General features: G+C 69.2%; 26 protein-coding genes. 9 read left to right on the top strand and 17 right to left on the bottom strand.

Annotated elements, in window-relative coordinates; translation table 11 throughout:
• Positions 1–18 precede the first annotated feature (18 nt).
• Positions 19–297, bottom strand: a complete 279-nt coding sequence (locus ASF68_RS02230; RefSeq protein ID WP_200936382.1) for a GNAT family N-acetyltransferase — start codon at positions 295–297, stop codon at positions 19–21.
• Between the two features lie 23 nt (positions 298–320).
• Between ASF68_RS02230 and ASF68_RS02235 the strand changes: the two genes are divergently transcribed.
• Together ASF68_RS02235 and ASF68_RS02240 are read left to right on the top strand one after the other, a co-directional pair.
• Positions 321–740: a hypothetical protein gene (locus ASF68_RS02235; RefSeq protein WP_157580154.1), complete on the top strand. Its 420-nt coding sequence runs from the start codon at positions 321–323 to the stop codon at positions 738–740.
• 47 nt (positions 741–787) lie between these two features.
• Positions 788–1,546, top strand: a complete 759-nt coding sequence (locus ASF68_RS02240; protein ID WP_235526809.1) for a GntR family transcriptional regulator — start codon at positions 788–790, stop codon at positions 1,544–1,546.
• Here ASF68_RS02240 and ASF68_RS02245 read toward each other — a convergent pair.
• The 7 genes from ASF68_RS02245 to ASF68_RS02275 all read right to left on the bottom strand — a co-directional run bounded on the left by ASF68_RS02245 (position 1,543) and on the right by ASF68_RS02275 (position 9,237).
• A complete protein-coding gene (locus ASF68_RS02245) occupies positions 1,543–2,724 on the bottom strand; it encodes a zinc-binding dehydrogenase (RefSeq protein ID WP_056006256.1) in 1,182 nt (393 codons plus the stop codon). The two genes, ASF68_RS02240 and ASF68_RS02245, sit on opposite strands and share 4 nt — an antisense overlap.
• The gene (locus ASF68_RS02250) at positions 2,721–3,443 is read right to left on the bottom strand and encodes a phosphonatase-like hydrolase (protein WP_056006259.1); all 723 of its coding nucleotides are present in this window, start codon (positions 3,441–3,443) and stop codon (positions 2,721–2,723) included. Before ASF68_RS02250 ends, ASF68_RS02245 begins: the two co-directional genes overlap by 4 nt.
• Entirely contained in the window at positions 3,440–4,633 is a 1,194-nt protein-coding gene (locus ASF68_RS02255; protein ID WP_056006261.1) for a TIGR03364 family FAD-dependent oxidoreductase, read from the bottom strand. Before ASF68_RS02255 ends, ASF68_RS02250 begins: the two co-directional genes overlap by 4 nt.
• Positions 4,630–6,387, bottom strand: coding sequence for a phosphonate ABC transporter, permease protein PhnE (gene phnE / locus ASF68_RS02260; RefSeq protein WP_056006264.1), 1,758 nt, complete (start codon positions 6,385–6,387; stop codon positions 4,630–4,632). Before phnE ends, ASF68_RS02255 begins: the two co-directional genes overlap by 4 nt.
• Positions 6,384–7,220, bottom strand: a complete 837-nt coding sequence (phnC, locus tag ASF68_RS02265; protein WP_056006267.1) for a phosphonate ABC transporter ATP-binding protein — start codon at positions 7,218–7,220, stop codon at positions 6,384–6,386. Before phnC ends, phnE begins: the two co-directional genes overlap by 4 nt.
• Before the next feature lie 55 nt (positions 7,221–7,275).
• Positions 7,276–8,217, bottom strand: coding sequence for a phosphate/phosphite/phosphonate ABC transporter substrate-binding protein (locus ASF68_RS02270; RefSeq protein WP_056006270.1), 942 nt, complete (start codon positions 8,215–8,217; stop codon positions 7,276–7,278).
• Positions 8,218–8,331: 114 nt separating this feature from the next.
• Positions 8,332–9,237: an EamA family transporter gene (locus ASF68_RS02275; RefSeq protein WP_056006273.1), complete on the bottom strand. Its 906-nt coding sequence runs from the start codon at positions 9,235–9,237 to the stop codon at positions 8,332–8,334.
• A 285-nt stretch (positions 9,238–9,522) separates the two neighbouring features.
• Here ASF68_RS02275 and ASF68_RS19385 point away from each other — a divergent pair, with 285 nt between their 5' ends.
• The 3 genes from ASF68_RS19385 (at position 9,523) to ASF68_RS18635 (ending at position 11,292) form a co-directional block, all read left to right on the top strand.
• Entirely contained in the window at positions 9,523–10,215 is a 693-nt protein-coding gene (locus tag ASF68_RS19385) for an alpha/beta fold hydrolase (protein WP_369796474.1), read from the top strand.
• A 152-nt stretch (positions 10,216–10,367) separates the two neighbouring features.
• Complete coding sequence (locus ASF68_RS02285) at positions 10,368–10,997, top strand: maleylpyruvate isomerase family mycothiol-dependent enzyme (RefSeq protein ID WP_056006276.1); 630 nt, start codon at positions 10,368–10,370, stop codon at positions 10,995–10,997.
• 118 nt (positions 10,998–11,115) lie between these two features.
• Positions 11,116–11,292 carry a hypothetical protein gene (locus ASF68_RS18635; protein ID WP_157579791.1) on the top strand — a complete coding sequence of 59 codons (177 nt, stop codon included), beginning with the start codon at positions 11,116–11,118 and terminating at the stop codon, positions 11,290–11,292.
• Positions 11,293–11,358: 66 nt separating this feature from the next.
• Here ASF68_RS18635 and ASF68_RS02290 read toward each other — a convergent pair whose 3' ends face one another.
• From ASF68_RS02290 to ASF68_RS02305, 4 genes are all read right to left on the bottom strand, one after another.
• Positions 11,359–11,568: a hypothetical protein gene (locus ASF68_RS02290; RefSeq protein WP_056011234.1), complete on the bottom strand. Its 210-nt coding sequence runs from the start codon at positions 11,566–11,568 to the stop codon at positions 11,359–11,361.
• 52 nt (positions 11,569–11,620) lie between these two features.
• Entirely contained in the window at positions 11,621–12,097 is a 477-nt protein-coding gene (locus ASF68_RS02295; protein WP_157580156.1) for a DUF6301 family protein, read from the bottom strand.
• Between the two features lie 168 nt (positions 12,098–12,265).
• Positions 12,266–12,898, bottom strand: coding sequence for an NAD(P)-dependent oxidoreductase (locus ASF68_RS02300; RefSeq protein WP_056006282.1), 633 nt, complete (start codon positions 12,896–12,898; stop codon positions 12,266–12,268).
• Between the two features lie 26 nt (positions 12,899–12,924).
• Positions 12,925–13,590, bottom strand: a complete 666-nt coding sequence (locus ASF68_RS02305) for an SDR family oxidoreductase (RefSeq protein WP_056006285.1) — start codon at positions 13,588–13,590, stop codon at positions 12,925–12,927.
• Positions 13,591–13,710: 120 nt separating this feature from the next.
• Here ASF68_RS02305 and ASF68_RS02310 point away from each other — a divergent pair, with 120 nt between their 5' ends.
• A complete protein-coding gene (locus ASF68_RS02310; RefSeq protein WP_056006288.1) occupies positions 13,711–14,274 on the top strand; it encodes a TetR/AcrR family transcriptional regulator in 564 nt (187 codons plus the stop codon).
• A gap of 64 nt (positions 14,275–14,338) precedes the next feature.
• Here ASF68_RS02310 and ASF68_RS02315 read toward each other — a convergent pair whose 3' ends face one another.
• Positions 14,339–14,851, bottom strand: coding sequence for a PaaI family thioesterase (locus ASF68_RS02315; RefSeq protein ID WP_082498445.1), 513 nt, complete (start codon positions 14,849–14,851; stop codon positions 14,339–14,341).
• Between the two features lie 47 nt (positions 14,852–14,898).
• Between ASF68_RS02315 and ASF68_RS02320 the strand changes: the two genes are divergently transcribed.
• Entirely contained in the window at positions 14,899–15,720 is an 822-nt protein-coding gene (locus ASF68_RS02320; protein WP_200936384.1) for an NAD(P)-dependent oxidoreductase, read from the top strand.
• Positions 15,721–15,741: 21 nt separating this feature from the next.
• On the opposite strand, the gene ASF68_RS02325 is transcribed toward ASF68_RS02320, so the two are convergent.
• Positions 15,742–16,272, bottom strand: coding sequence for a GNAT family N-acetyltransferase (locus ASF68_RS02325; RefSeq protein ID WP_200936386.1), 531 nt, complete (start codon positions 16,270–16,272; stop codon positions 15,742–15,744).
• Between the two features lie 354 nt (positions 16,273–16,626).
• Here ASF68_RS02325 and ASF68_RS02330 point away from each other — a divergent pair, with 354 nt between their 5' ends.
• Positions 16,627–16,851, top strand: coding sequence for a hypothetical protein (locus tag ASF68_RS02330; RefSeq protein WP_056006298.1), 225 nt, complete (start codon positions 16,627–16,629; stop codon positions 16,849–16,851).
• Positions 16,852–16,960: 109 nt separating this feature from the next.
• Here ASF68_RS02330 and ASF68_RS02335 read toward each other — a convergent pair whose 3' ends face one another.
• Positions 16,961–17,707, bottom strand: coding sequence for a hypothetical protein (locus ASF68_RS02335; RefSeq protein ID WP_056006301.1), 747 nt, complete (start codon positions 17,705–17,707; stop codon positions 16,961–16,963).
• Between the two features lie 178 nt (positions 17,708–17,885).
• On the opposite strand from ASF68_RS02335, the gene ASF68_RS02340 reads away from it, so the two are divergent.
• Positions 17,886–19,625 (top strand): PHP domain-containing protein, encoded by a 1,740-nt coding sequence (locus ASF68_RS02340; RefSeq protein WP_056006304.1) that lies wholly within the window; start codon positions 17,886–17,888, stop codon positions 19,623–19,625.
• Between the two features lie 23 nt (positions 19,626–19,648).
• Here the strand turns inward: ASF68_RS02340 and dnaE are convergent, their stop codons facing one another.
• The gene (gene dnaE / locus ASF68_RS02345; RefSeq protein ID WP_162239332.1) at positions 19,649–22,936 is read right to left on the bottom strand and encodes a DNA polymerase III subunit alpha; all 3,288 of its coding nucleotides are present in this window, start codon (positions 22,934–22,936) and stop codon (positions 19,649–19,651) included.
• Entirely contained in the window at positions 22,933–23,256 is a 324-nt protein-coding gene (locus tag ASF68_RS02350) for a hypothetical protein (RefSeq protein WP_235526738.1), read from the bottom strand. The genes dnaE and ASF68_RS02350 overlap by 4 nt, the downstream gene beginning before the upstream one ends.
• Positions 23,257–23,445 lie beyond the last annotated feature (189 nt).

Consider the following 23,445-nt stretch of genomic DNA (forward strand, 5'->3'; position numbering starts at 1 on the left):
TGTCCGAGGCGAGAGCGCCTACCGGACCATGCGGGCGTCGGTGATGGACGGCGCGGAGGGATCCACCTGCTCGACACCGTCGAAGGCGAAGCCGTTACGCAGGTAGAACGACGTCGCGCGGGGGTTCTCCTTCGCCACCCAGAGCATCGCCGGCCCGGCGCCGATCGTCGCATCGAGCAATGCCTGGGCCGCGCCGCTTCCATAGTGCGACGCCGCCAGGTAGATCGCGTAGAGCTGCCACGGCCGGGACGGGGTCTCGTCGCCGGCGACCCATCGGGGCCCCGGCTCGCCGGTCACCGCCGACTCAGTACCATGGGCGCATGCCCGCTCTCCCCGCACCAGCACGAGCGCTGAGGGTGTTCCAAATCCTGTGGGTGATCGGCTTCCTCATCGGGACGACCACGCACACGGCGGATCTGATCTTCGGCGGACTGGACGTCTACGGCGGCTTCCCTCCAGGTGTGCGGCTGTTCTGGGTGTCACTCACGATCCTCGATCCGGTGACCGTGGTGCTGATCGTCCTTCGTCGGCGCTCCGGCATCGTGCTCGGTAGCGCCGTGATCATCGCCGACATCGCGGTCAACTGGACCGTCTTTTTGACCATCGGCGGGCTCTCGGTCTTCGGAATCGCCAACCAGAGCCTGTTCGCGGTGATCATCGCCGCCACGGCTCGTCCGCTCTGGAACTGGTTCGGGCGATTGTCCACACGAGGACGCGGCGACGTGGACGGCACGGCCTGACCACCCTGCACGTCGAGGGCGACAACTAGTATGCCTATGTGTCCGCCATGCTGTACGTCCAGATAGCCGATGACCTCCGCCGCAAGATCGTGAGCGGCGAGCTGTCGCCGGGTGACGACGTGCCGAGCGAGGGCGAGCTGGCCGAGCTGTGGCGGAGCTCGCGCGGGCCGATCCGGAACGCCCTGGCGGCGCTGCGGAACGAAGGTCTCATCGAGACCCGGCGCGGCAGGCCTGCCCGGGTCGCCGAGCGGAAGGCGCAGCAGGCCGCCGACGTGTCCATTCCTTTCACCCGCTGGGCGGAGTCGATGGGTACCACCCCGGGCGCCCGCACCCAGGAGGTGTCGTTGCGTCGCGCCGACGAGGAGAAGGCAGCCGCGCTCGGTATCGCGGTCGGCGACCCGATCGTCGAGGTCGTCCGGCTGCGCCTCCTCGACGGGCGCCCCACGATGCTCGAGCGACTCACCTTCATCGAGGAGGTCGGCCGGGCGCTGTTCGACGTCGACCTCGACACGGTCTCGATCACCGAGTATCTGAACGGGCGGGGCTACGGCTACCAGGACGTCGACCACGAGATCGACGCCGTCGCCGCCGACGAGCTCGACAGCCGGCTGCTCGACGTCGAGCCGGGCACCCCGATCCTCCGCCTCCACCGAGTCACGAGGGGCCCGGACGGCCGCATCTTCGAGGCCTCCGACGACCGATACCGCAGCGACATCATCCGGTTCACGGTCTCCGCCTCGGGACGGGCTCGTGAGGGCGGACACTTCATCCGGGCGATCGGCGCGATCGGCGCTGAACCCGCCTAGCGCCGGGGCGACCCGGCCTCGCGGGTCGCATGGCCGGGCGCGAGCGGAGCCAAGCCTGGGGCCACGCCGATGCGGACGGCCCGTCCACCCATGGCGGCCTCGAGGCCGTCGTCGAGGTCACCGAGCGCCACCGTCGCCCCCACCAGTTCGGCGAACGGGTGTGCTTCGTGGCGTTCGGCGAGGTAGCGGACTGCCTGCTCGAGATGCGTCGGTGCGTAGTTGTGCACACCACGGATGGTGACGAGCCTCCGCACCACGCTCTCCGGGTCGAGGGCGACGGGGTCGCTCGGCGACACGCTGCCGACCAGCACGGCGACGCCGCCGATTCCCAGCACGTCGATCGACGCGGCGACACCGAGCGGGGATCCGGACGCCTCGATCGCCACGAGCGGCCGAGTTCCGACGAGATCCAGCGCGGCCTGGAGTGATCCCGGTTCCGTCGGGTCGACCGTGGCCGCGGCACCGAACCGGGTCGACAGCTTGCGACGCCGCTTGGCGGGGTCCACCACGATGACCCTGGCTCCCGCGTCGCTCGCCATCGCGCAGGCGGTGAGACCGATCAGCCCGGCACCGTGCACGATCACGACCTCGCCGTCCAGCGCGACGATCGCCGAGGCGGCCTCGAGGGCGGCGACCGCCGTGGCGGTGCCGCACGAGACGGGTGCGAGCACCTCGGCGGGGAGATCGTCGTCGGGTACCGGCACGATCGCGGTGCCGCATTTCAAGTGCACGTGCGACGCGAATCCCCCGCTGAGCTCCCACCCGGTCTCGAGCCGCTCATGGCCGTACTTGCGCACGGTCTGGCACTTCTGCGGCAGCCCGCGAACGCAGGTGGGGCAGGCACCGCATCCGATGGTGAGCGCCCACACCACGCGCTGCCCCGCCCGCAACGGTGCTCCGGCGGAGGTGACGGCACCGTCGCCGACGGCCACGACGTGGCCGACCTGTTCGTGGCCGAGCACCAGCGGCGTGGGGGCCTCGCGGTGCCCCAGCACGGTGTGCACGTCGGAGCCGCAGATGGTCGCCAGCTCGATCGCGACGAGGGCTTCGCCCGGTGCCAGCGAGACCGACGGCACCGCGATGCGCTCGTGACGCCGCCCGGCCTGCACCCACACCATCGCGGTCGGTGCCGGGTCGAGCTCGATCCGCACCGTCGTCGCCTCGTGCGTGAGCGTCACCGCGTGGCCAGTCGCGGCAGGGCGGTCAGCTCCCGGACGCTGTCCAGTACCACGTCGGCCCCGGCCTCGGTCAGCTGGTCCCGGGTGTGCGCACCGGTGGTCACGCCCACGACGAGCCCCGCACCCGCGTTCCGGCCCGAGCGCATGTCGCTGGTGGTGTCACCGACGACGATCACCGAGGCCACCGAGGTCGCTCCGGTGGCGATGAGTGCGGCGAGCACGAGGTCGGGCGCCGGGCGGCCTCGGCCGGCGTCGGCGGGCGAGAGGGCGGCGTCGACCTCCCAGCCCAGGCGGGCGAGCACGGCGTCACGGGTGGCGGGCGAGAACCCGGTCGTCAGTGCGACCTTGAGCCCCGACGCGCGGAGGCCGGCGATCACGTCGGATGCGCCGGGGATCGGGTCGACCCCGACTTCGTCGATGAGCTCGGCGTAGGCGGCTTCGAAGGCCTCGTTGCCGGCCTGCGCGGCGTCCTCGTCCCCGCCGGTGAGGTGGCGGAAGACCTCGATCTTCGACTGCCCCATCGTGTCGCGGACGTACTGCAGCGACTCCTCGAGCGGGCGCCGGGTGTCGAGGCCGGTGCGGCGTGCGGCTCGCTCGAAGGCGCGCTCGACGATGCCGTCGTCGACGACGGTGGTGCCGGCCATGTCGAGCACGACGAGTTCGACGGGGACGCCCGTGGGGCTGTCGGGGATCGTGGTGGTCGTGGTCGTGATGGTCATGGTCTCGTGCTTTCTGTCAGCGGACGGGAGTGGGTGTCGAGATGGCCTCCGACGACGTGTTCGGCGAGCCCGAGGCCGGTGGTCATGCCGATGCCGGTCGTCACGACGGTGACCAGCACGCCCGGCTCGACCTCCTCGATGAGGAACTCCTCGGGCCCCGTGGCGTAGACGCCCTGCCACCGTTCGACGACGGCCGGGTCGCGGTCGAAGAGCGTCCGGAACTCCGCGAGGAACGCCTCCGGGGCGGCCTCCGGCTGGAACGGCGGGACGGTCTCCCCCTTCCAGTGGCTGTCGCCGACGATGAGCGACCCGTCGGGCCGTTGCGTGTACATCTGGTTCAGGTCGAGGGCGGCCAGCTCGGGCCGCTCCCGCCCGAGGCGCTCGCGCACAGCGGCCGAGCCAGGAAGCCCGGCGAACGCGCTGTACCGGATGAGTGACCACCCGGTCAGCAGGGGGCCACCCAGTGGACGCGGGAGGTCGGCGGTCACCCGCAGCATGTCCAAGCCGCACCGGATGACGCCGTGTCGTTCGGCGAGCTCGGGATAGAGCTGGTCGATGTCGTGGTTGACGGCGACGACCACGAGGCCTGCGTCGACCGGGCCGCGGCTGGTCTCGACGCGTCCGCCGGTGATCCGTCCGGCTGCGGTGCGCATCCGGAAGACGACCCCGCGCGCGGCCAGATGGTCGCGGATGGCGTCGGCGGCGAACCGGGGGTCGACCTGCAGGTCGCGGGGCAGCCTCGCGCCGCCGACCGCAGTGCCGGCAGGCAACGCGGCCAGTGCCTCGATCTGGGATGCGGTGAGCAGCTCGACCTCGGGCGACTCACCGTCGTGCTGGGGCCGTCGTCGCTCAGCTAGGTCGCGGAGCAGCGCGAGTTCGTCGTCATGGCGGGCGACGACAACGGTGCCCGCCTGGTCGATCCAGAAGCCGGCGTCGCGGGCCAGCCGCAGCCAGAGCTTCCGCGACGTCGCGGCGTAGTCCCGGGCGACGCCCGACTGCGGGGTGAAGCAGAGATGTCCGAAGTTCCGGATGCTCGCCCCCGCGATCTCGGACGCGCGGTCGACCACCAGCACGGAGCGGCCGCGGTCGACGGCTGCGAGGGCCGCGCCCAGCCCCACGATGCCCGCACCCACGACGACGACGTCGAAGCGCTCCGGAGCTGCGGAGACTCCCCCTGCGGCGCCGCTCATCGGAACACCCGCCGCATCCAGATGGCGATGCCCTCGACGACGAGCACCGTGACGAGGATCATCAGCACGATCGCGGTGACGACGCCGTAGTTCGAGCCCTGGCTGGCGTTGAGGAGGTAGTAGCCGACTCCCCCGGCGCCGACGATGCCCAGCAGGGTCGCCGCGCGGATGTTGGTGTCGAGCATGTAGAAGGTGTGACCGATCAGGGCGCGGACACCCTGCGGGACGGTCGCGCCGGCGTACACCTGGAGTCGGGACGCACCGGCGGCGGTGAGTGCCCGTTCGGGTCCGGCCTTGACCTCCTCGAAGGAGTCGGCGATGAGCTTGCCGAGCAGTCCGACGCCGCCGATCGCGAGGGCGATGGTGCCGGCCTGGGTGCCGAGCCCGGAGATGACGATGAGCACGATGGCGAGGATGATCTCGGGGATGCCGCGGACGGCGACGAGCAGGAACCGCATCCCACCGCGCACCCCCCGGCTCGGTGCGACGTTCCTGGCCGCGAGCGACCCGACCACGAGCGAGACCACGAGCGTCAGGAGGGTGGCGGCGAGGGCGATCGCGATCGTCTCGACCATCGCGTCGGTCATGGTCGACAGTTCGTAGCTGCCGAACGACGGCGGCCAGAACTGCACCGCGACGGCCGGGATCTTCGCCCACACGGTGAGGAGGTCACGCCACTGGATGTCGCAGATCAGGACACTGCCGACCACCACGGCGACCGCGAGCCAGCCCCAGGTGGTGTTCCGCACGCGGGTCGCCGTCCAGGGACGCCGCAGTGCGTCGTCAACCGTCGCGACGCGGGCCTGACCGTCCGAGGTGCCCGTCCGCGAGGCGGCGCGGCCTCGTCGGATGCTGCGCAGCACCCGGTCACCGAGGCCCCGGCCGGTGGGCGCGATGCCGAGCATGGCGGCGCGCACCGCGCTCGAGACGATCTCCATCACGACGCAGAGCACGAAGATGACGACGGCGTACCCGAGGCCCAGGCCGTAGTCGAGGGACTTGAACGCGAACGACATCTGCATGCCGAGGCCGACGACACCGACATAGCCGAGGATCACCGAGCCGCGCAGGTTGATGTCGTTGCGGTGCAGCACGGTCGCCACCCACGAGGGCATGACCTGGGGCAGCACCCCGGCGGTGAACTCCTGCATCCGGCTGCCTCCGGCGGCCCGGATGGCGAGGCGGGGGCCCTCGTCGATCTGCTCGATCGCATCGGCGAACATCTTCGAAATCATGCCGATGGAGTGGATGCCGATCGCCAGGATCCCGGGCAGCGTCCCGAGCGAGAAGACCAGCACGAAGACCATGGCGAACACGACGTCCGGGATCGCCCGGGTCAGCACGCCGAAGAAGCGGGCGAACGCGCGCCACCCGGTGCCGGGGGTGGTGTTGGACGCGGCCAGGTAGGCGATCGGCACCGAGATGACCGCGGCCAGGAGCGTGCCACAGATCACGAGCCCAAGCGTCAAGCCGGTGAGGTACAGCAACTCGCCTGGGTCGGGGAAGGAGATGGCGCCCACCCGACCGAAGAAGCGTTCGGCGTTCGACCAGCTCTGGGCCATCCTGGCCGGATCGATCCCGATGCTGTTCAGCGCCACGATCGACGCGGCCAGGAGCGCGAGCAGGGTCAGGACGGCGGCGATGCGCTCCGGCGAGACGGCGCGGCGAGGGACACGCCCGACAGGACCTGCCGGGCCGTCCGCGGTCCGGAGTCCCGTCCGGGTGTCGGGTCGGGTGCGTGTGTCAGCGCTCATCGCGGGGTCTCGCTGACGGCGTCGACGAGGAGCTCGGTCTCGATGGCGTGCAGCTCGCTGGTGGTGGTCGCGACCCGGCCGTAGATCTCCATCACCTGCGCCTTACTCAGTCCCTCGGTCGGCGTGTCGAGCACGACGCTGCCGTGACGGAGACCGACGATGCGATCGGCCCAGCTGAGGGCCAGATCGACCTGATGGAGACTGCACACCACGGTCAGGCCGCGGTCGACGGCGATCTCGCGGATGAGCGCCATCACCTGGTCGCTCGACTCGGGGTCGAGCGAGGCGACCGGCTCGTCGGCGAGGAGGATCTCGGGGTCCTGCATGAGGGCGCGCGCGATGGCGACGCGTTGCTGCTGGCCGCCGGAGAGGGTGTCGGCCCGCTGGTAGGCGCGGTCGAGCAGTCCCACACGGTCGAGGTGCCCGAGCGCGGCGAGCTTGCCGGCACGGCCGTACGACCAGAGGCCGAGACGTGGGCCGCGGACGGTGGCGAGCGACCCGGTGAGCACGTTCTCGAGCACGGTGAGCGAGGGGACGAGCTCGAACTGCTGGAAGATGAAGCCGACTCGGCCGCGCAGGGTGCGGAGTCGTCGGCCGGAAAGGTCGGGCACCAGCTGGCCGAGGACCTCGACGGTGCCGGCGCTCGGCTGCTCGAGCCCGTCCAGGTGGCGGAGCAGGGTCGACTTGCCCGACCCGGAGAGTCCCAGGAGGACGACGATCTCGCCTCGTTGCACCTCGAGCGATGCGCCGTCGAGTGCGAGTGTCGCGCCGAAGCGCTTCGTCACGTCGGACAGTCGCACCACGGTCTCGGTCGGTGTCTGGGGATTCGTCATGGGAGTCTCCGGGTCGGGTTCGTCGGCGGGTGGACGGTTCAGTGGCCGGGCGCGATCAGCTCTTGCACTGGGTGGCGTTCGTCTTCTTGCAGATGTCGCGGATCGTGTCGTAGTACTTGTCGTCGACCGGCTTGGTCTCGTAGAAGACGCTGCGGAAGCCGTCGGTGTCGGCGGAGGTGACACCGGCCTTGATGATCTGGTCGATGGTGACGTCAGCCAGGACGTCGGTCAGCTTCGACTGCACCTCGGTGGGCAGCGTGCTCGACATCACGATGGGCGCTCCGGGGACCATGGTCTCGGCGATGACCGTGACCTTGTCGGACTTGGCGACCTCGCTGTCCTCGGCGAAGCCCGCCTCACACTCCACGCCCTCGCCGACCTTGGTGACGCTGACGTCGTGCTTGCCGGCGAAGACCGGGGTGATGTCCTTCTCGGGGTCGACGCCGGCCTCGAGCAGGTTGTAGCTGGGGAAGAGGTAGCCCGAGGTGGAGGACGGGTCGACGAAGCAGACCTTCTTGCCCTTGAAGCCGGCGAGATCGGTGATGTCGCTCCCCTTCGGGACGATGGCCTGGGAGTAGTAGCCGGGCTCCTGGCCCTCCTTGGTGACGATCGAGGAGATCGGGGTGAGCTTGGCTCCGTTGTTCGCGGCGGTGACGTAGGTGAAGCCCGAGAAGGAGGCGACATCGATCTGACCCGCGATCGAGGCTTCGATCAGCGCCGCGTAGTCGGTCGACTCGTGGTACTCGACCTTCTTGCCGGTCTCCTTGGCGATGTAGTCCATGAGCGGCTGGTAGTTGGTCTCGGTCTCGACCGAGTCCGGAACGACACCGAACACGAGCGTGTTCTCGTCGACGGCGTAGCTCCCGGCATTCGAGCCCGCTGCGGAGGCTGAGCCGGTGGAGGTGGACGCTGCGGAGGCGGAGCATCCGGAGAGGACGGTGGCGAGCAGCGCTGCACCTGCGAGTGCGGTGGCGAGCTGCGAACGGCGGAGGGTCATGACGGCCTTTCGGTGTGAAGGGGACGTCAGCATCGTGACACGCAGCCGCGAACAAATGTACCTATGTTGCTTCAGTTCAGGCGAAGTTCATCTCTTGTATGCCTATCTCGGCGGTCAGAGCGCGAGCAGCAACACGCCCACGACCACGATCAGCGAGGCGGCGATCCGCCACCCAGGTCTCCCCTCGCGCAGGACGACGACGCCGAACAGGGCCACGAGCACCACGCTGATCTCCCGCATCGGCGCGACGAGCGCGACCGGCGCCATCGTGATGGCGATCAGCACGAGGATGTAGGACAGCGGCGAGAGCACGCCGAAGGCGAGGAGTCGGGGCCAGTGCCGTCGCAGCACGCCGGCCAGTTCTCGGCTGCGGCGGCGGAGCGCGATCGAGTAGATCGGGATCTCGATGAGCGTGCAGCCGACCATGAACGCCACGGGTGAGAGTTCCCAGGTCCGCACGGCATGGGCGTCCCAGATCGTGTAGGTGGCGATGGCGACGCCGGTGAGGAGACCCCACAGGACGCCCGGGTCGATGCGCCGCCGGCGTCCAGCCATCCGCGCATCGGGTCCTCCGGGTGTCCCCCGGTCGGCGAGTCCGACGGCGACGACGCCGGCGAGGATCGCCACCACACCGATCAACGCGATGCCCGATGGGCGTTCGCCGAGCAGGAGCACGGCGACCACCACGCTGATCGTCGGCCCGGTCCCCCGGGCGGTCGTGTACACGGTCGAGAGGCGGCCGGTCGCGTAGCCCCGCTGCAGCACGAGCATGTAGCCCACGTGGATGACCCCGGACACGCCGACGCCGAGGAGGAAACCGGCGAGATCACCCGATCCGTCCGGCCCGCCGGATCCGATTCCCCCGGTGAACGGGATGACGCCGGCCCACAGCACGGTGCTGACCACGGCTCCCCACCAGAGGAACGGCAGACCGATGCGACTCACCCCGTGGGCCAGGACGTTCCAGGCCGCATGGGCGACCGCAGCGGAGAGGACGATGAGGACGGCGAGCGAGGACATGACGACCCTTCTCCTGGTCGCGGGCGCGACGAAGGAGGGTCCTCCGGGCTTTTGTCCTGTCAGATGACGGCCGGCGCATGGGCTTCGACCGTGGCGCCGCTCGGACCAGCCGAGCACTGCTGCTCCGGAACCCTAGGCGCTATCGCGGACGACGCTAGCAGACGGGTGTGACGGGCGAGGTGAACACTCGGGTCACGGCCGTCTGGCGCACTGCGGCCACGGGCACGGTTCGACCGGCGCATCGGCGGGAGTCGTTAGATTCAGGACATGGAGAATCTGAACGCGATGCTGCCGCTGGACGGATGCTCCGTGGCCTTCCGGGACTCGGGGCCCGCCGGGCGCGCGGTGCTGTTTCTGCATGGCGCTGGAGCAGACCATGTGTCGTTCGAGGAGCAAGCCGGCGCCGTGGCGAACTCGGGTCGCCGAGCAGTCGTCTGGGACCTGAGGGGGCGCGGGCTGTCGAGGCCCAATCACTCGCGAATCACGGCAGACCGATTCGTCGCAGATGCAGAAGCACTCATATCCGAGCTCGGCCTGGACCATCCCGTGCTGGTCGGTCACTCCCTCGGCGGGAACATCGCCCAGGAGATGGTCAGACGAGAACCGGAGGCGTACTCGGGACTCGTCGTCATCGACGCGACCTGGAACTCCGGACCATTGGGGTGGATGGAGCGGCGACTGCTCCACCTGGCAGCTCCTACGCTCAGCCTCATCCCCGCGCGCACACTTCCAGGCCTCATGGCCCGAGCCTCGGCCGTCACGGACGCGGCACAGCAGGACTTGATGCGCGCCTTCTCGCAGGTGCCGAAGCGAGACTTCTCGCGATCTGGCAAGCGACCGTCTCATTCGTCCGACCCGCACCTCGCTACCGCACACCGATCCCCTTGTGCCTCATCCGAGGCGCGCACGATCGAACCGGCAACATCGCGAACGCGATGCCCGCTTGGGCTGAGCACGAGGGGAACGGCGAGGTGGTGATCCCTGACGCTGGGCACGTGCCGTCGCAGGATGCTCCCGAGGCCGTGACGACAGCACTCCTGCGTTTCCTGGACACGCTGGACGAAGCCCGATGATCGAGAACGAGAACGTCGACGGACAGTCCCGCACTCGGGGTACGAGAGGATGACGGCATGGAGCGGAACGCAGCCTGGCTGAGCATCGATGCTGAACGGCGAGCGCTCGCACGCGACCTCGCACCGCTGGGCGAGACGTCCTGGTCGACGCCGTCGCTCTGCGCCGGGATGACCGTCCGCGAGGTCCTCGCCCACCTGACGGTGAGTGGGGCCGTGTCGGGGCCGCGTTGGTTCGCTGGGGTCGTGCGTGCGCGTTTCGACTTCGACAAGCAGGTGGATGATCGTCTGCGCGAGCAGCTTGGCGCGTCGCCGGCGGAGACGCTCAGCCGTTTCCGTTCGACGATCGGCAGCCGGATCTCGCCGCCTCTCCCGAGAATGGCGCTCCTCGGCGAGATGGTCGTTCACGGCGAGGATATTCGCCGCCCGCTGGGTCTCGTCCGGGAGTACCCGGAGGCGACGCTGACTGCTCTCCTGAGGTACTACGCAAGCACCGATCAGGTCGTCGTCGCGAAGAAGCGGGTACGAGGTCTGCGACTGGAAGCTGTCGACACGGCCACCACCATCGGAAAGGGTGATGTCGTGCGGGGCAGCACCCTGGCGCTCATCATGGCGATGACGGGTCGCTCCGCGTACTGCGCCGAGCTGACAGGCCCAGGAGTCGCCGATCTGCTCACCCGCTCGAGCTGATCCTCCACGCTCTGCGCGCAGCGACAGACGCCTGGACGCAGGGCGGTCCCCCGTCCGGCGGATGTGCGCTCCCTCAGGTTCTTCTACGGTCGAGAGCAGGACCGGAACGGAGCGACACATGACCAGAGCAACGAACTCGAACCTGTACCAGGCCGCAGCCGTCATGACGGTGGTCGTCAGTGTGGTGTTCATCATCTTCGGGATCATCGTCCAGAACGCGGCAGTCACCGCTGTCTTCGCGGTGTTCGGCATCGCCGGACTCGCCTCCTCGACGGTGCTCCCCCGCAGACGCTGACCAGTCGTACCGATGTCGGTGCGCGAAGCGATCCCGCCACCGGGTTCGCCGCTCGACTCCCGCAGCTCAGCGCTTGTCGCGTCGGAAGCGGGCCTCGCGGCTCGCGATGTGCACACCGAAGCCCGTCGTCCCCGCAGCGAAAGCGGAGATCAGTACGAAGAACGCGAGCTCGTCCCCCGCGCGGAAGGCGAAGGCGGCGACGATGAGTGCGATCGAGGCCGCGACCACGAGCAGCACGCCGACGACCTCGCCCCGGCTCCCCAACATCTCCCGCATGCCCCCAGCGTGCAGCAGGAGCCACACAACCGCAATGCCCGATCGTCGGCGTTCAGTCCGCGCCGAGGCCCAGACGCTCTTCGCGTCGCTCCACATCGGCGAATCGCTGCCCCTCGACGACGAGCAGCACCTTCTTGGGTACCGTCTTGAGCCAGATCCTGCCGCCGTTGTCCAGCTCCCAGAATGGGTCTCCGGCGTGGGCGCCGGAGGGCTGACCGAGGTGCCGGCTCAGCGCTGACTGCACGTCGAGCGCCACACTCCGCAGTCCTGCCCGGTCGTCGCTCTTGTCGGAGACCGCGACCGTCACTTGGGAAACCGCCTGCTCTGCGATGAGCGAACGAACGGTCGGTAGGTTCACGGGGTACCCGGAACGATGCTGGACACCGCTCGACGTCTCCACCTTGAGCTGCCACCCGAGGCGCTCCGCGACCGCCGTGAAGTCGCCGCGGTCGAGGGGCCAGGACACCGTGGCGAAGGCATCGCAGACGGCGTCGATCTGCGCGTCTGTGGCTCGGGCGAGTGCGGTCATCCGGATGATCCTACCGAGGAAGGCGAAGGTGCGACTCGACGGGTCCAAGCCGTTCTCGCTCACCGACGTCGTCACCTCGATGCCGGCAATCCACATCCGCGCTCACGAACACCGGATCGTGGTCAGAGCGCCACCGCGGAGCATTCCGCGGCGGCGCCGTGGCCGCTGTCAGTTGCTGATCCGGAGCTCCTGCTGGACGTATCGCAGGTCATCGGCCTGAGCGAGCATGAACCGGGCGAGGTCGGCGCGGGCGATGCGCAAACGGACCCGGTCGCCGGATCCGGCCGCGGTTCGCACCCTGACCGCTCCCGATCCGGGCTTGTCTTGGGGCATCGTGACGACCACGGTCGTCCAGTCGCGATCAGAGCCGCGGATGGCCTCGCCCACCTCGGTGGACTCAGGCCCCAGCCTGAGCAGGGCGTAGCTCGCCCTGCTCACTGCGCGCATCAGCGGGCTGCGGGGAACCAGAATGCTCGGTCCCCAACTGAAGACGAGTCGGCGGACCCCGTGCGTGCGCATCGCGGCCACGATGTTGCGCGTTCCGGCAGCGACGGGCATGTCCTTGGATCCACCGACGATCTGGGCGGTCAGGGTGGCGAGGACGGCGTCGGCACCGCGGACGACGTCTTTAACGGCGACCGCGTCGGTCAGCTCGCCCTGAACGACCCGCAGTCGGTCGTGGCGCAGGTCGAGCTTCGCCGGATTGCGGATGAAGGCCACCACGTCATGCCCGGCGGCGAGTGCCTGCTCGACCAGGTGGATACCGGTGCGGCCGGTGGCGCCGAAGATCGTCAGCTTCATGATGTCTCCCTCGCGAAGTCTGCAGGTCAGCCGTTGTAGGCGACGTAGTGCAGCTCGGCCTGCTGACGCTCGTCGTGCAGCTGTGCCAGGGCCTCCGCGATGACCTCGGGCTCGGCGTCCGGGTGGCCGCCGCCGATGAGGGCGGTGATGCCCAGGTGCGCGACGTAGACGCCCTTCGGTTGCAGTGCGTTGTGCAGGTTGAGGGCCCAGTTGCGAAGTCCCGCTGCAGCGATGTTCACGTTGCCGAGGAAGGGCATGGGGCTGATGGATCCGCCGCCGGTCGTGATGAGCACGGTCCCCTTGCCTGCTGCGATCATGTCCGGCAGCACGGCCCCGACGGCGGCGAGCGCGCCGCCGAGATAGAAGTCGAGCTGCGGTTGCAGGTTCTCCATCGTCACCTCGAGGACGTCGACGGGCGCGAGGGACGGGTCCGCGGGCGAGAACTCGAGCACGTCGATCGGGCCGAGGGTGTCCGTGATCGAGCGCAGTGCCGCGGTGACGGTGTCGGGTCGGCTGATGTCGGCAGCGAACCCGTGAGCGGTGATCCCTTCGCCTGCGAGGGTCTGGGCGAGCGCGTCGAGCTTGGACTGGGTTCGCGCGACCAGCGCGACGTCGAAGCCCCGACGCCCGAAAACGCGGGCGATCTCAAGGCCGAGACCGGGGCCGGCTCCGATGATGGTGATGAGCGACATGATGTGTCCTTTCGAATCCCACGGGGAAGTGGGGCGTTGCATACTTGAGCTAAGTTGAGGGTGCCCTCAAACAAGATCGAGCATAACTTGAGGTTGCCCTCAATATCCACTGGAGTTGTCATGTCACAGTCGAACGGTCTCCGCCGAGACGCTCGGGCCAACGTCGAGAAGTTGCACGCCGCCGCGGTGGGGGTGTTCTCCCGCCGCGGACTCTCAGCTCCGTTGGAGGAGATCGCTCGCGAGGCCGGCGTGAGCATCGGCACCCTCTACAACCGGGTCGGATCCCGCGAGGCACTCATCGACGCCGTGATCCCCGCGATCGCCGGCGAGAAGCTCTTCGCGCTCAAAGCGCAGGCGCTCAGCCAAGAATCACCCCGCGCGCGGCTGGAGGCGTTCATCGCGGGAATGATCGACCTGCAGGTCGGCGATCCTGCTCTGAATGACGCGATGCTCCGCCGGTTCCCGGATGCGACCTCGCTCATCGAGACGTGCGATCGTTCGACGGCACTCGGCCGAGACCTGATCGACGATGCCCACGCCGCAGGCACCCTCTCCCCGGACTTCACCGCAGACGACCTCATGACCGTCCTGTGGATGGCCGGAACCGCAAGCCACGATCCCTCAGCCCCGGCCGGCTGGCGACGCGTCATCGACCGCAGCCTCGCCTCCGCCTGGACCAGCTGAGATCTCGGGGGCCACCATTCGAGACACGATCGACGCCTGTAAGCGCTGCGTCGCGCCGGTCAGTTCACGCCGGGATCGGGAAGACGAGCAGCGTGCTGGACGCCGTGGCCACCACCCGGCCGTCCGCATCGGTGATCACCGCTTCGGCGAACGCGACCCGAGACCCCGGTTTGATGACGGTTCCCACGGCGGTCAGCTGCCCCGATGTGGCACTCACGGCCCGCAGGTAGTTCACCTTGATCTCCAGCGAGGTGTACCCGACCCCGGCGGGCAGCGTGGTCTGGACCGCGCACCCCGCAGCCGAATCCAGCACCGTGCACATGAACCCGCCGTGCACGGCACCGATCGGGTTGTAGTGGGACTCGTTCGGCTCACAGATGAACGTGGCGGTCCCACGCGAGACCGAGCTCAGGGTCATGTCCATGAGCGAGATGATCGGCGGCGGCGGCAGGGCCCCGTCGATCATGGCCTGGAGGTAGTCGATACCTGCCATCTCGGCGACCCGTGCGGCCCCGATCATCGGATCCTGCCATTCGATCGTCCGCCGGCGGACTGGAGGTGCTTCATCGCTCTGCATGCCCCATTGTCGCCTCATGCGCTGCGGCAGCCGTGGAGACACTCAGCTTGCTGGATGTCGTCTTGTACGCTCACACGATGACAGAGATCGCTGGAACCCGTTGGGTCATCACCGGAGCCGCCGGGAACATCGGATCGGCGCTCCGCTCCGCACTGCTCGACCGCGAGGCGGTGCTCGTCTCCACCGACGTCCGCTCGATGACTCCGCTCGGTCCGCAGGAAGTCGTCACCAGCACCGACCTCGCCGACCTTGCCGCGCTGGTCGAGCTGTTCGATGGGGCGCACGGGGTGATCCACCTCGGCGGGATACCCGACGAGGCTGACTTCCACGACTTGGCCGAGGTGAACATCGTCGGGACTTATCACGTTCTCGAGGCCGCCCGGCGGGCCGGCGTCGCCCGGGTCGTGTACGCGAGCAGTAACCGTCTGACGGGCTTCTACCCGTCGGGCGCTCACATCGCACCGCATGTTCCGCCCCGTCCGGACGGGTTCTACGGGGTGTCGAAAGTCGCCGGAGAAGCGCTGTGCCGGCTCTACGCGGACAAGTTCGGAATCAGCACCATCTCGCTCCGCATCGGCAGCTACGAGCAGCAACCAGGTTCCGCGCGAGAGCAGCGGACCTGGCTCAGCCCCGCCGACGCCGTGCGCGCGTTCATCGCGGCGATGACCACCACCGAACACACAGCCGTGTTCTACGCGGTGTCCGCGAACACCGAGGGATGGTGGGATCTCGACGCCGGAACGGCGGTCGGTTTCACCCCGCAAGACGACGCCTCCCAGTGGGGCGAAACCCAACACATCGACCCGCACATGCCGCAGGGCGGGGTGTACGCGACGCCGGCGTATTCGACCGATCGGATGCGAGAGTGACGGATGATCTGAGGTACGGCACTACCGCTTCAGGTCGACTCGCCGCGACAACACCTGGCCCGGCCATGCGTCGGTACCGTTGCCGACCGTGAACGTCACGTCACGCTCGAAGCCTGCGGCCTCGTAGAAGCGGACGAGATCCCCCGATCCTCCGGCGTAGCAGTCGACCCGCAGGCGACCGACCCCCGCGGCCTGCGCGCGCTCCTCGGCGAGAGCCAGCAAGCGGCGACCCGTGCCCTTCACCCGCGGATCGCGCGAGCCGATCAACACCCTGACGTAGACCTCTGGTTCGGTGGCGGCCGGCACGTACTCGAGCGCCTCGCCCAGCACGAGTGCTCCGCACACGCCGATCGCGGGATGCTCAGCGACCCAGGCATCGGATGAAGCACACCACTGCTCGACACGAGTGATCCAGCGCTCCTGCCCGGACGCCGGCTCGGTACCCCATTGCCGGGTGTTGCCGATCCGGACGAACCAGGCGATCGCTGCATCGAAGAGCGCCAGCACCGCAGCCGCGTCCGCCGGGACGGCCCGACGGAACCTCACCGGCACAGCTTCGCCTCCGGTCCACGCAGGCTCCAGCGTGCCGCCCTCACCGCGCTCGAACTCACCCGTCACCGTACTTCTCCGCATCGCTTCGACATGTCGTCCGTCCTCCCTCGCTGATGCCAGGTTGGCACGCGTCACCCTCGGGACGCCAACGCCTGCGGCGGTCGACGTCGCCGAGTCGTGCTTCGAGCCTCGCTCAGCACTGGCCGCGCGCGTCCGCCATATCTGGCCCGCTCCGAGGTCCCCCAGCCCCTCCCGCGCTGCCCCGGGGAAACCCCCTCGCCGCATCGACCGGACGCCCTCTACCCTGATGCGGATGAGCCGACGCAGCCGACGCGACGGCGGAAACGAGACACGATGTCGCTCCCTCCCGCTCCCGATCCCACCCGAACCGCCAAGCGCTTCGTCCTCGCGGCGTTCAGCTTCGTCGGCCTGATGGCGTCCGGTGTCGGTGTGGTCGCCTGCTCGATCGGCCTCGCCGACACCGGCCACCCCGCCATGATCGTCGGGCTCGCGTGTAGCGTGCTCGGCATCGCTGCAGCGTTCGTCGTGATGTGGACCGCCTTGCGCGCCGAACGCTGACGGCAGGGACAAGGGCGCTGCCGGCGACAGCTTCCCGGCTCAGGGTGACAGCACCGCCAAGCAGGCCTCCGAACGGTGGTCGCCCTGTCAGAGCACGTATGGCGAACGCCTAACGGACACGCCTGCGCAGGAGCAGGGCGGTGCCGCCCGCGAGCAGGCCTACGGCGACGACGACGGCTCCGCCGAGCTGCCAGCCCGTCAGCGCCAGGTCTCCGTCAGCGGAGGGTCGTGCTGTTGCCGAGGGTCGCGGTGTCGTGATCGCCCCTGCTCCAGGGCCTTCCGCGGGTGGGGCAGCGGTCGGCGTGACCATCGGAGGGACCGGCTCGACCTGAGCGCCGGGAACCGACCAGACACCTGCGGCGAAGGCCACCGGCAGGGTCGCCGCAGTGACCACCGACGACGGGATGCCTGACTCGAGGACGAGGCACTCGAGCGCGAGGGTCGCGTCGCCCTGGTCGACGCCGCCGTCCACGACCTCCTGGAACGAGATGGCCATCGGCACCTCGACCGGCTGCCCGGCGGTCACCGCGACGGTCGGAGACGTGACGACGGTGACCCCTCCCGCCGTCACGGAGAGTCGGGCGCCGTCATCCGCGTCAGCGGGGCAGCCTGCGGCGAGCACCGCGGAGCCGAACGACGGAACAGCGCGCGCGTCACCTGATGTGACCGCGGCGCCGGCGGTGTCGCGCAGCGTGAGCGCTGCCGGTTCGGCCGTCGCGGAGGCGGCGACGGCAGCACCGGCGCCGGCGCCGGCGAGGCAGAGGATCGCGCTGGCGCTGAAAGCTGCCGAGACGAGCAGGGCGCGCCCTGCGGCGCGGAACGGAGAACGGTGGGTGACGCGAACGGTGGAAGACATCGGGACCTTTGGTGGGTGCGGTGGGCCTCCGGGACGGCGATACCCGGCGACGCCAGGACTCTCGCCCACGCAGATGAATGGGTCGTGAACGCCGGGCGTCACCCACGGCACCGGCCGTTGGGCCGAGGTTCACCTGCGCTGCCTACGATCGGCGCGTCCGTCCGATGAAAGTGATGCCATGCCCTTCGATCCCCGCCCCGAGCAGCCCGCGCCGACCGGTGGCGCATCCTCAGTGCCCGAGGTGGACCGGGGCGCATCGGCTCGGTCCGGCCTCTCACGCCGGTCCTTCCTGGGGGCTTCCGTCGCCGCAACGGTCGCTGTGGGAACGGCCGCCCACGGGCTCGGGAGCGCGGCCTCCGCCCAGGCCGCACAGCTGCCATCGGCGTCGGCGGTCGTCGACCCGGACGCGCTCTCCTGGCTGGTGTTCGACCACCACGTGCACTCGGTCTACTCGCACGACGCCAAGTACCCGATGACGACGATCCTCGATCAGGCGCAACGCTTCGCGGTCGACGCGATCGCCTTCACCGAGCACAGCAACACAGGGCACGCCAACGTCGGCGGGGTGTTCAACGCGGCACGCGAGATCGACACCGCGCGGGCGGCGCGCCCGGACATGCTCGTGCTCCAGGGCCTCGAGTGGTACATCCCGGGAGCCGAGCACGCGACCGTCCTGGTCGCGCCCGGGCCCCGCACGACCCTCGTGCTGCGCCGCTTCGAGCTGGACCACGACGGCAAGCTCAACGGTTGGGAGAAACCGCGCCCTGGTACCGAAGACGCCGCCGAGTGGCTCGTGCACGCGACCGACGGGATCGCCTGGCTCGGCGCCCAGAAGCGTGCAGGTGTCATCGACGACGTGATCGTCCTGGCGAACCACCCGAGCCGCCTCGGCATCGACTCGCCCGGAGAGCTCCGTGCCTGGCAGGACGCCGACCCCGAGGTGTTCGTCGGCATGGAGGGCGCTCCTGGCGCCCAGGCCGGAGCGATCGCCGCGAATGCGACCGAACGCTCGCGGCGCGGCGAGTACGAGAACACTCCAAGCGAGTTCTCCTTCCCCGGCTACCCCGCGGAGGCGTACCTGACGCACGGCGGCTTCGACTGGACGACGGCCGTCGTCGGCGGCGTGTGGGACTCGCTGCTGAGCGAGGGACGGCGCTGGTGGATCACCACGAACAGTGATCTGCACCTCAAGGAGTCCGACGCGACACGCGTCGGCGACTTCCCGACCGGGCCGGGCTGGGAGGCCGGGGCGACGCTCGCGAACTTCAACCGCGCCGGCCGTCGGCCCGACCCGATCGCCACGGACACGCCGCAGAACGGTGCCGACTTCTGGCCGGGCGAGTTCAGCCGCACGCACGTCGGGGTCGTCGACCGGTCGTCCGCCTCCCTGCTCGACGCGATCCGCGCCGGCCGAGTCTGGGTCGACCACGGGCACCTCGTCGCCGGACTCTCCGTCGTGCTCCGTGCCACCGACCAGCCGGAGATCAGCGCCACCTTGGGCGGGATCCTCGCCGTCGAGCGCGGCACCGCCCTCGAGCTCGTGATCGACGTCACGCCCACGACGACGCCGACCTCGCGGGGCACGACACCGAGATTGGCGCACCTCGACCTGATCCGCGGGCGCGTCACCGGGGCCGCAGCCGATCGTGACGAACAGCGCGCACCCGGCACCCGAGTCGTCGAGATGCTCGACGTCACCGACCGCAGTGACTCCCCGTTCCGTGTGGTGGTGCCGCTCGAGCCTGCCTCTGAGGACGGCTACGTCCGCCTTCGCGGCAGCGACGGCCAGGTGCACGGGGTCGGTCCACTCGGCGCCGAGGTCGACCCGCGGGCGCCCCAGCCGTACCCGATCTCCCCGGCCGACCCCTGGGCCGACACCTGGCTGTACACGAATCCGATCTTCATCAGCGTGCGTTGATCGGGGCCCGGTCGGTGCCGGTTTCACACGGCATTCCGTCGCAACGGCGTGATGTCCACAAGATCGGACCCACTCGCCGACCACTCGTGCTGCGCGGCGAACAAGTCCCATGCCGCCGCTCCGGTGACCGAGACGCCTCGCGCACCTGAGCGCCTCGTCGTGCCGCGCACGAGCAGGTAGTGCGTCTGGAAGACGCCCGACCCGATCTGCTCTTGGACGTCATGGAAGAACACGACGTTTGAGACCGGTCCGGTGCCGTCGTCGAGTGAGACGAAGACGACGCGCTTGCCGCCGCGCATCGGTGGTGTGTTGGTGGCTCGGCGGACGCCGGCGATGAGGACTTCGGTTCCGCCGGGGAGGTCCATGAGATCGCGTGCCGGCGTCACCCCGAGTTCACTGAACAGTGGGTAGAAGCGTTCCATCTGGTGGCGGTTCACCGCCAGGCGCATCTCTTGGAGTTCGAGGTCGGTCTGGGTCCGGCCTCGGAGCTCGAGTGAGGTGATCGTGCTGCGCTCCGGCACGGGGAGGTCGAGTTCGAAGGCGAGTTGCTCGTCGGCGATGATCTGGGCACTCGTGGTGACACCCGCGAGATGGGCGAGAAGCTCGTGGCGCCGTCTGGGGATGTAGTCGATGAACGCGTCGAGCGCACCGACGCGTGCCAACGCCTCGAAGGTGCGGCGGCGCGGGCGCACACGGTCCCGGAAGTCCTGGAGAGAGGAGAACGGTTGGTGCCTCGCGATGCGGGCCCGTTCCTTCTCGGTGCTTCCCGTCATCTCGACTAACGACATGCGCACGCCGAGTCGCCCGTCTGGTGCGATCTCGACGACGTACTCCAGCCCCGAGCGCTGCACGTCGATCGGGAGAACTGGCACGTCGAGGTGGCGGGCTTCAGCGAGGATGAGGTCCTTGGGCCACATGCCCGGGTCGTGGGTGAGTAGGCCTGCCATGAACTCGGCCGGGTGATGGCGCTTCAGCCAGGCCGACTGGAACGTCGGCAGCGCGAAGGCCGCCCCATGGGCCTTGGCGAAGCCGAAGGATCCGAAGCCGGCGAGGATTGTCCAGGCCTTGTCGATCACGGCGGGCTGGAAGCCGCGCGCTGTGGCGCGGTCACGCACGAACGTCTCGATGCCGGCGAGGCGGCCACGGTCGGCGAGCTGGCGGCGGATGACGTCGGCGGGGCCGAGGCCGCAGCCGGTGAGTTCGTCGATGATCCGCATGACCTGCTCGTGGAACACGACCACGCCGCGCGTCTCTCGCAGGATGGGGCGGAGCCGTGGGTCGATGTAGTCGGGCATGGTCTCGCCGTGTCGTACCTGTAGGTATTGCAGCGGCATGTTGTTCTGCATCGGTCCAGGGCGGAAGAGCGAGATCTCGACGGTGAGGTCGTTGAACACCTCCGGCTGCAGCTTGCCGACGAGTTCCATCTGTCCGGGCGATTCGAGCTGGAACACCCCGAGGGTGCGGGTGGAGCGGAGGAGTTCGTAGGTGGGTTCGTCGTCGAGCGGCAGCGCGTCGAGCTCGATGGTCTCGCCGGTCAGTCGTTCGTGCTCGCTGACGGCGTGTGCCATCGCGGATTGCATGCGCACGCCGAGGATGTCGAGCTTGATGAGGCCCATGTTGTCCATGTCGTGTTTGTCGTACTGCGACATCGGCAGACCCATGCCCGACAGCTGCGTCGGGGTGCGGTGCAGGAGCGAGGTGTCGGAGAGGATGACGCCACAGGGGTGGACGCTGATGTGTCGCGGGAGCCGGTCGAGGCGTTCCGTGACGTCGACGAGCAGGTCGAGCTCGCGCGATTCGCGGACCGCTTCGGCCAGGTCGGCGAGCTCCGGCTTGTCGCGGAGCGCGTCGCGGAACTCCCGGGCATTGAACCGCCACATCTGCTTGGCGATCAGGTCGATCATCGACTCATCCATGCCCAGGGCGAGGCCGGCGTCTCGGACGGCTCCACGTGACCGGTAGGCGTTGGTCATCGACATCAGCGTGACGCGGTCGGACCCGAAGCGGGCGAAGATCTCGCGGTAGACATCGTGGCGGCGTGCGGATTCGACGTCGAGGTCGATGTCCGGGAGGTTGGTGCGCTCGGGCGAGAGGAACCGCTCGAAGATGAGTCCATTGCTGATCGGCTCCACGGAGGAGGTGTGCAGGGCGTAGTTGAGGACGGACCCGACGCCTGACCCGCGCGCCTGGATGCGGATGCCCATCTCGCGGATGATGTCGGCGACCTTCGCGACCGTGAGGAAGTACGACGGCATCCCCAGCTGCTCCACGATCCGCATCTCGTGCTCGAGCGCACGGTGCGCGTCCTCCAGCGACGGCATCCCGGGGCGTGCGTACCGCTCATCCACACCGGCCCGCGCGCGCTCCCACAGCGCCTGGTGGGGGTCTCCGCTGATGCCGATCACCGATGCCTCCGGCATGCGAGGCTGCTTCCACCCGACGTCGGACACCGGATCCAGGGCGCATCGCTCTGCGAGGCGCTCCGTCTCCCCCAGCAGCCGTTGCACCGCACCGTCGTCATGCGTGCCGGCGCCGACGATCATCCGCGCGATCTGCCGCATCTGCTTCGCCGGCTTCAACCACGCCTGCCCGTTCACCTGCAGCTCGTTCTGATCGTCGAGCTCCGCCAGCGGGCGAAGGAAACGTGCGGCATCAGCGAGGTCGGCTGTCGCTGCCTCGTCGGGGAGCCCGTAGCGGACCGCGTTGGTCAGCACAGCTGGGACACCAGCCGACTCCGCGAGGCTCAGTAAGCGGGTCGCCGCCGCGACGTTCCCGCGTACACCCTGGTCGGTGAGATGACAGACGACCTCGATCACCAGATGCCCAGCAGGAACGCACTCGCGCCACCGGTCGAGCGCGACCCGCGCCGCTGCACGATCGCGACGCTCGACCGCCTGCCCGACGTCGGACGACGGCCCGAGCATCACCGTCAGCGCCGGCTCATCGCCCAGCACCGCCGCGAGGTCCTCCCGGAGGATCGCAGGCCCATCACGACGGCCATGCGCTGCGCTCACCACGCGACAGAGCTGGGCGAATCCGGCTCCCTGGTTCTGACCGTGGGCGAGGACGACCACACGGCCGATCGGCTCCAGATGTTCGTCAAGTGCAGCGAGATCCACCCCGAGCCCCGGCGCGATACCCGCAGCAAGGCACGCACCCACGTGCTTCGGGCCGCCATAGAGACCGTCGCGATCCGTCAGCGCCAGGAACGACGCGCCATCCTCAGCGGCGAGACCGGCGAGGGCCGCACTCGAGGTGACGCCGTAGTGCGCGGACAGGTGCGACGCGACGTGAAGGTGTGGGAAGCTCACGTCCAGGCGACCGCGAGCGTCCATCTGCCGGTCGTATCGCGGCGGAGGTCGTAGCGTGTGGGCTCCTCATCGCCGCGAGCCGCATCGACCCGCCACGTCTCGATGTCGATACGTGCAGGCGACGCATCACCCCGCCACCACGGCTGGCGAGAGAACAACGCCTGAGGCTGACCGACGACACGGTGCTCGAACCGCTTCCAGACGAACGCCGTCGGATCCCCATCCGCCGCCAGATCGACGTCCACTGCCTCATCAACGATCGTCGCCATGCCACACCCTCCAGATTCGAACACACGTTCGATGAAGCGAGTGTACGTCACTCCCACGACACGACTTGACGCACACCGTGACAGGACCGCGGCGGTGATGCCCCAGCGCAGGAGTGAGGGCACATGACCGCAAGGGCGCGGTGACGCTGACAGGTGCCGAGAGATGACCTACCCCACCGGGCTCACGGCAACACCGTGGACCAGTGGGCACGCACGTACCGCCCACGCCCGCGGTCATAG

The organism is Plantibacter sp. Leaf314, assembly GCF_001423185.1.
GTDB lineage: Bacteria > Actinomycetota > Actinomycetes > Actinomycetales > Microbacteriaceae > Plantibacter.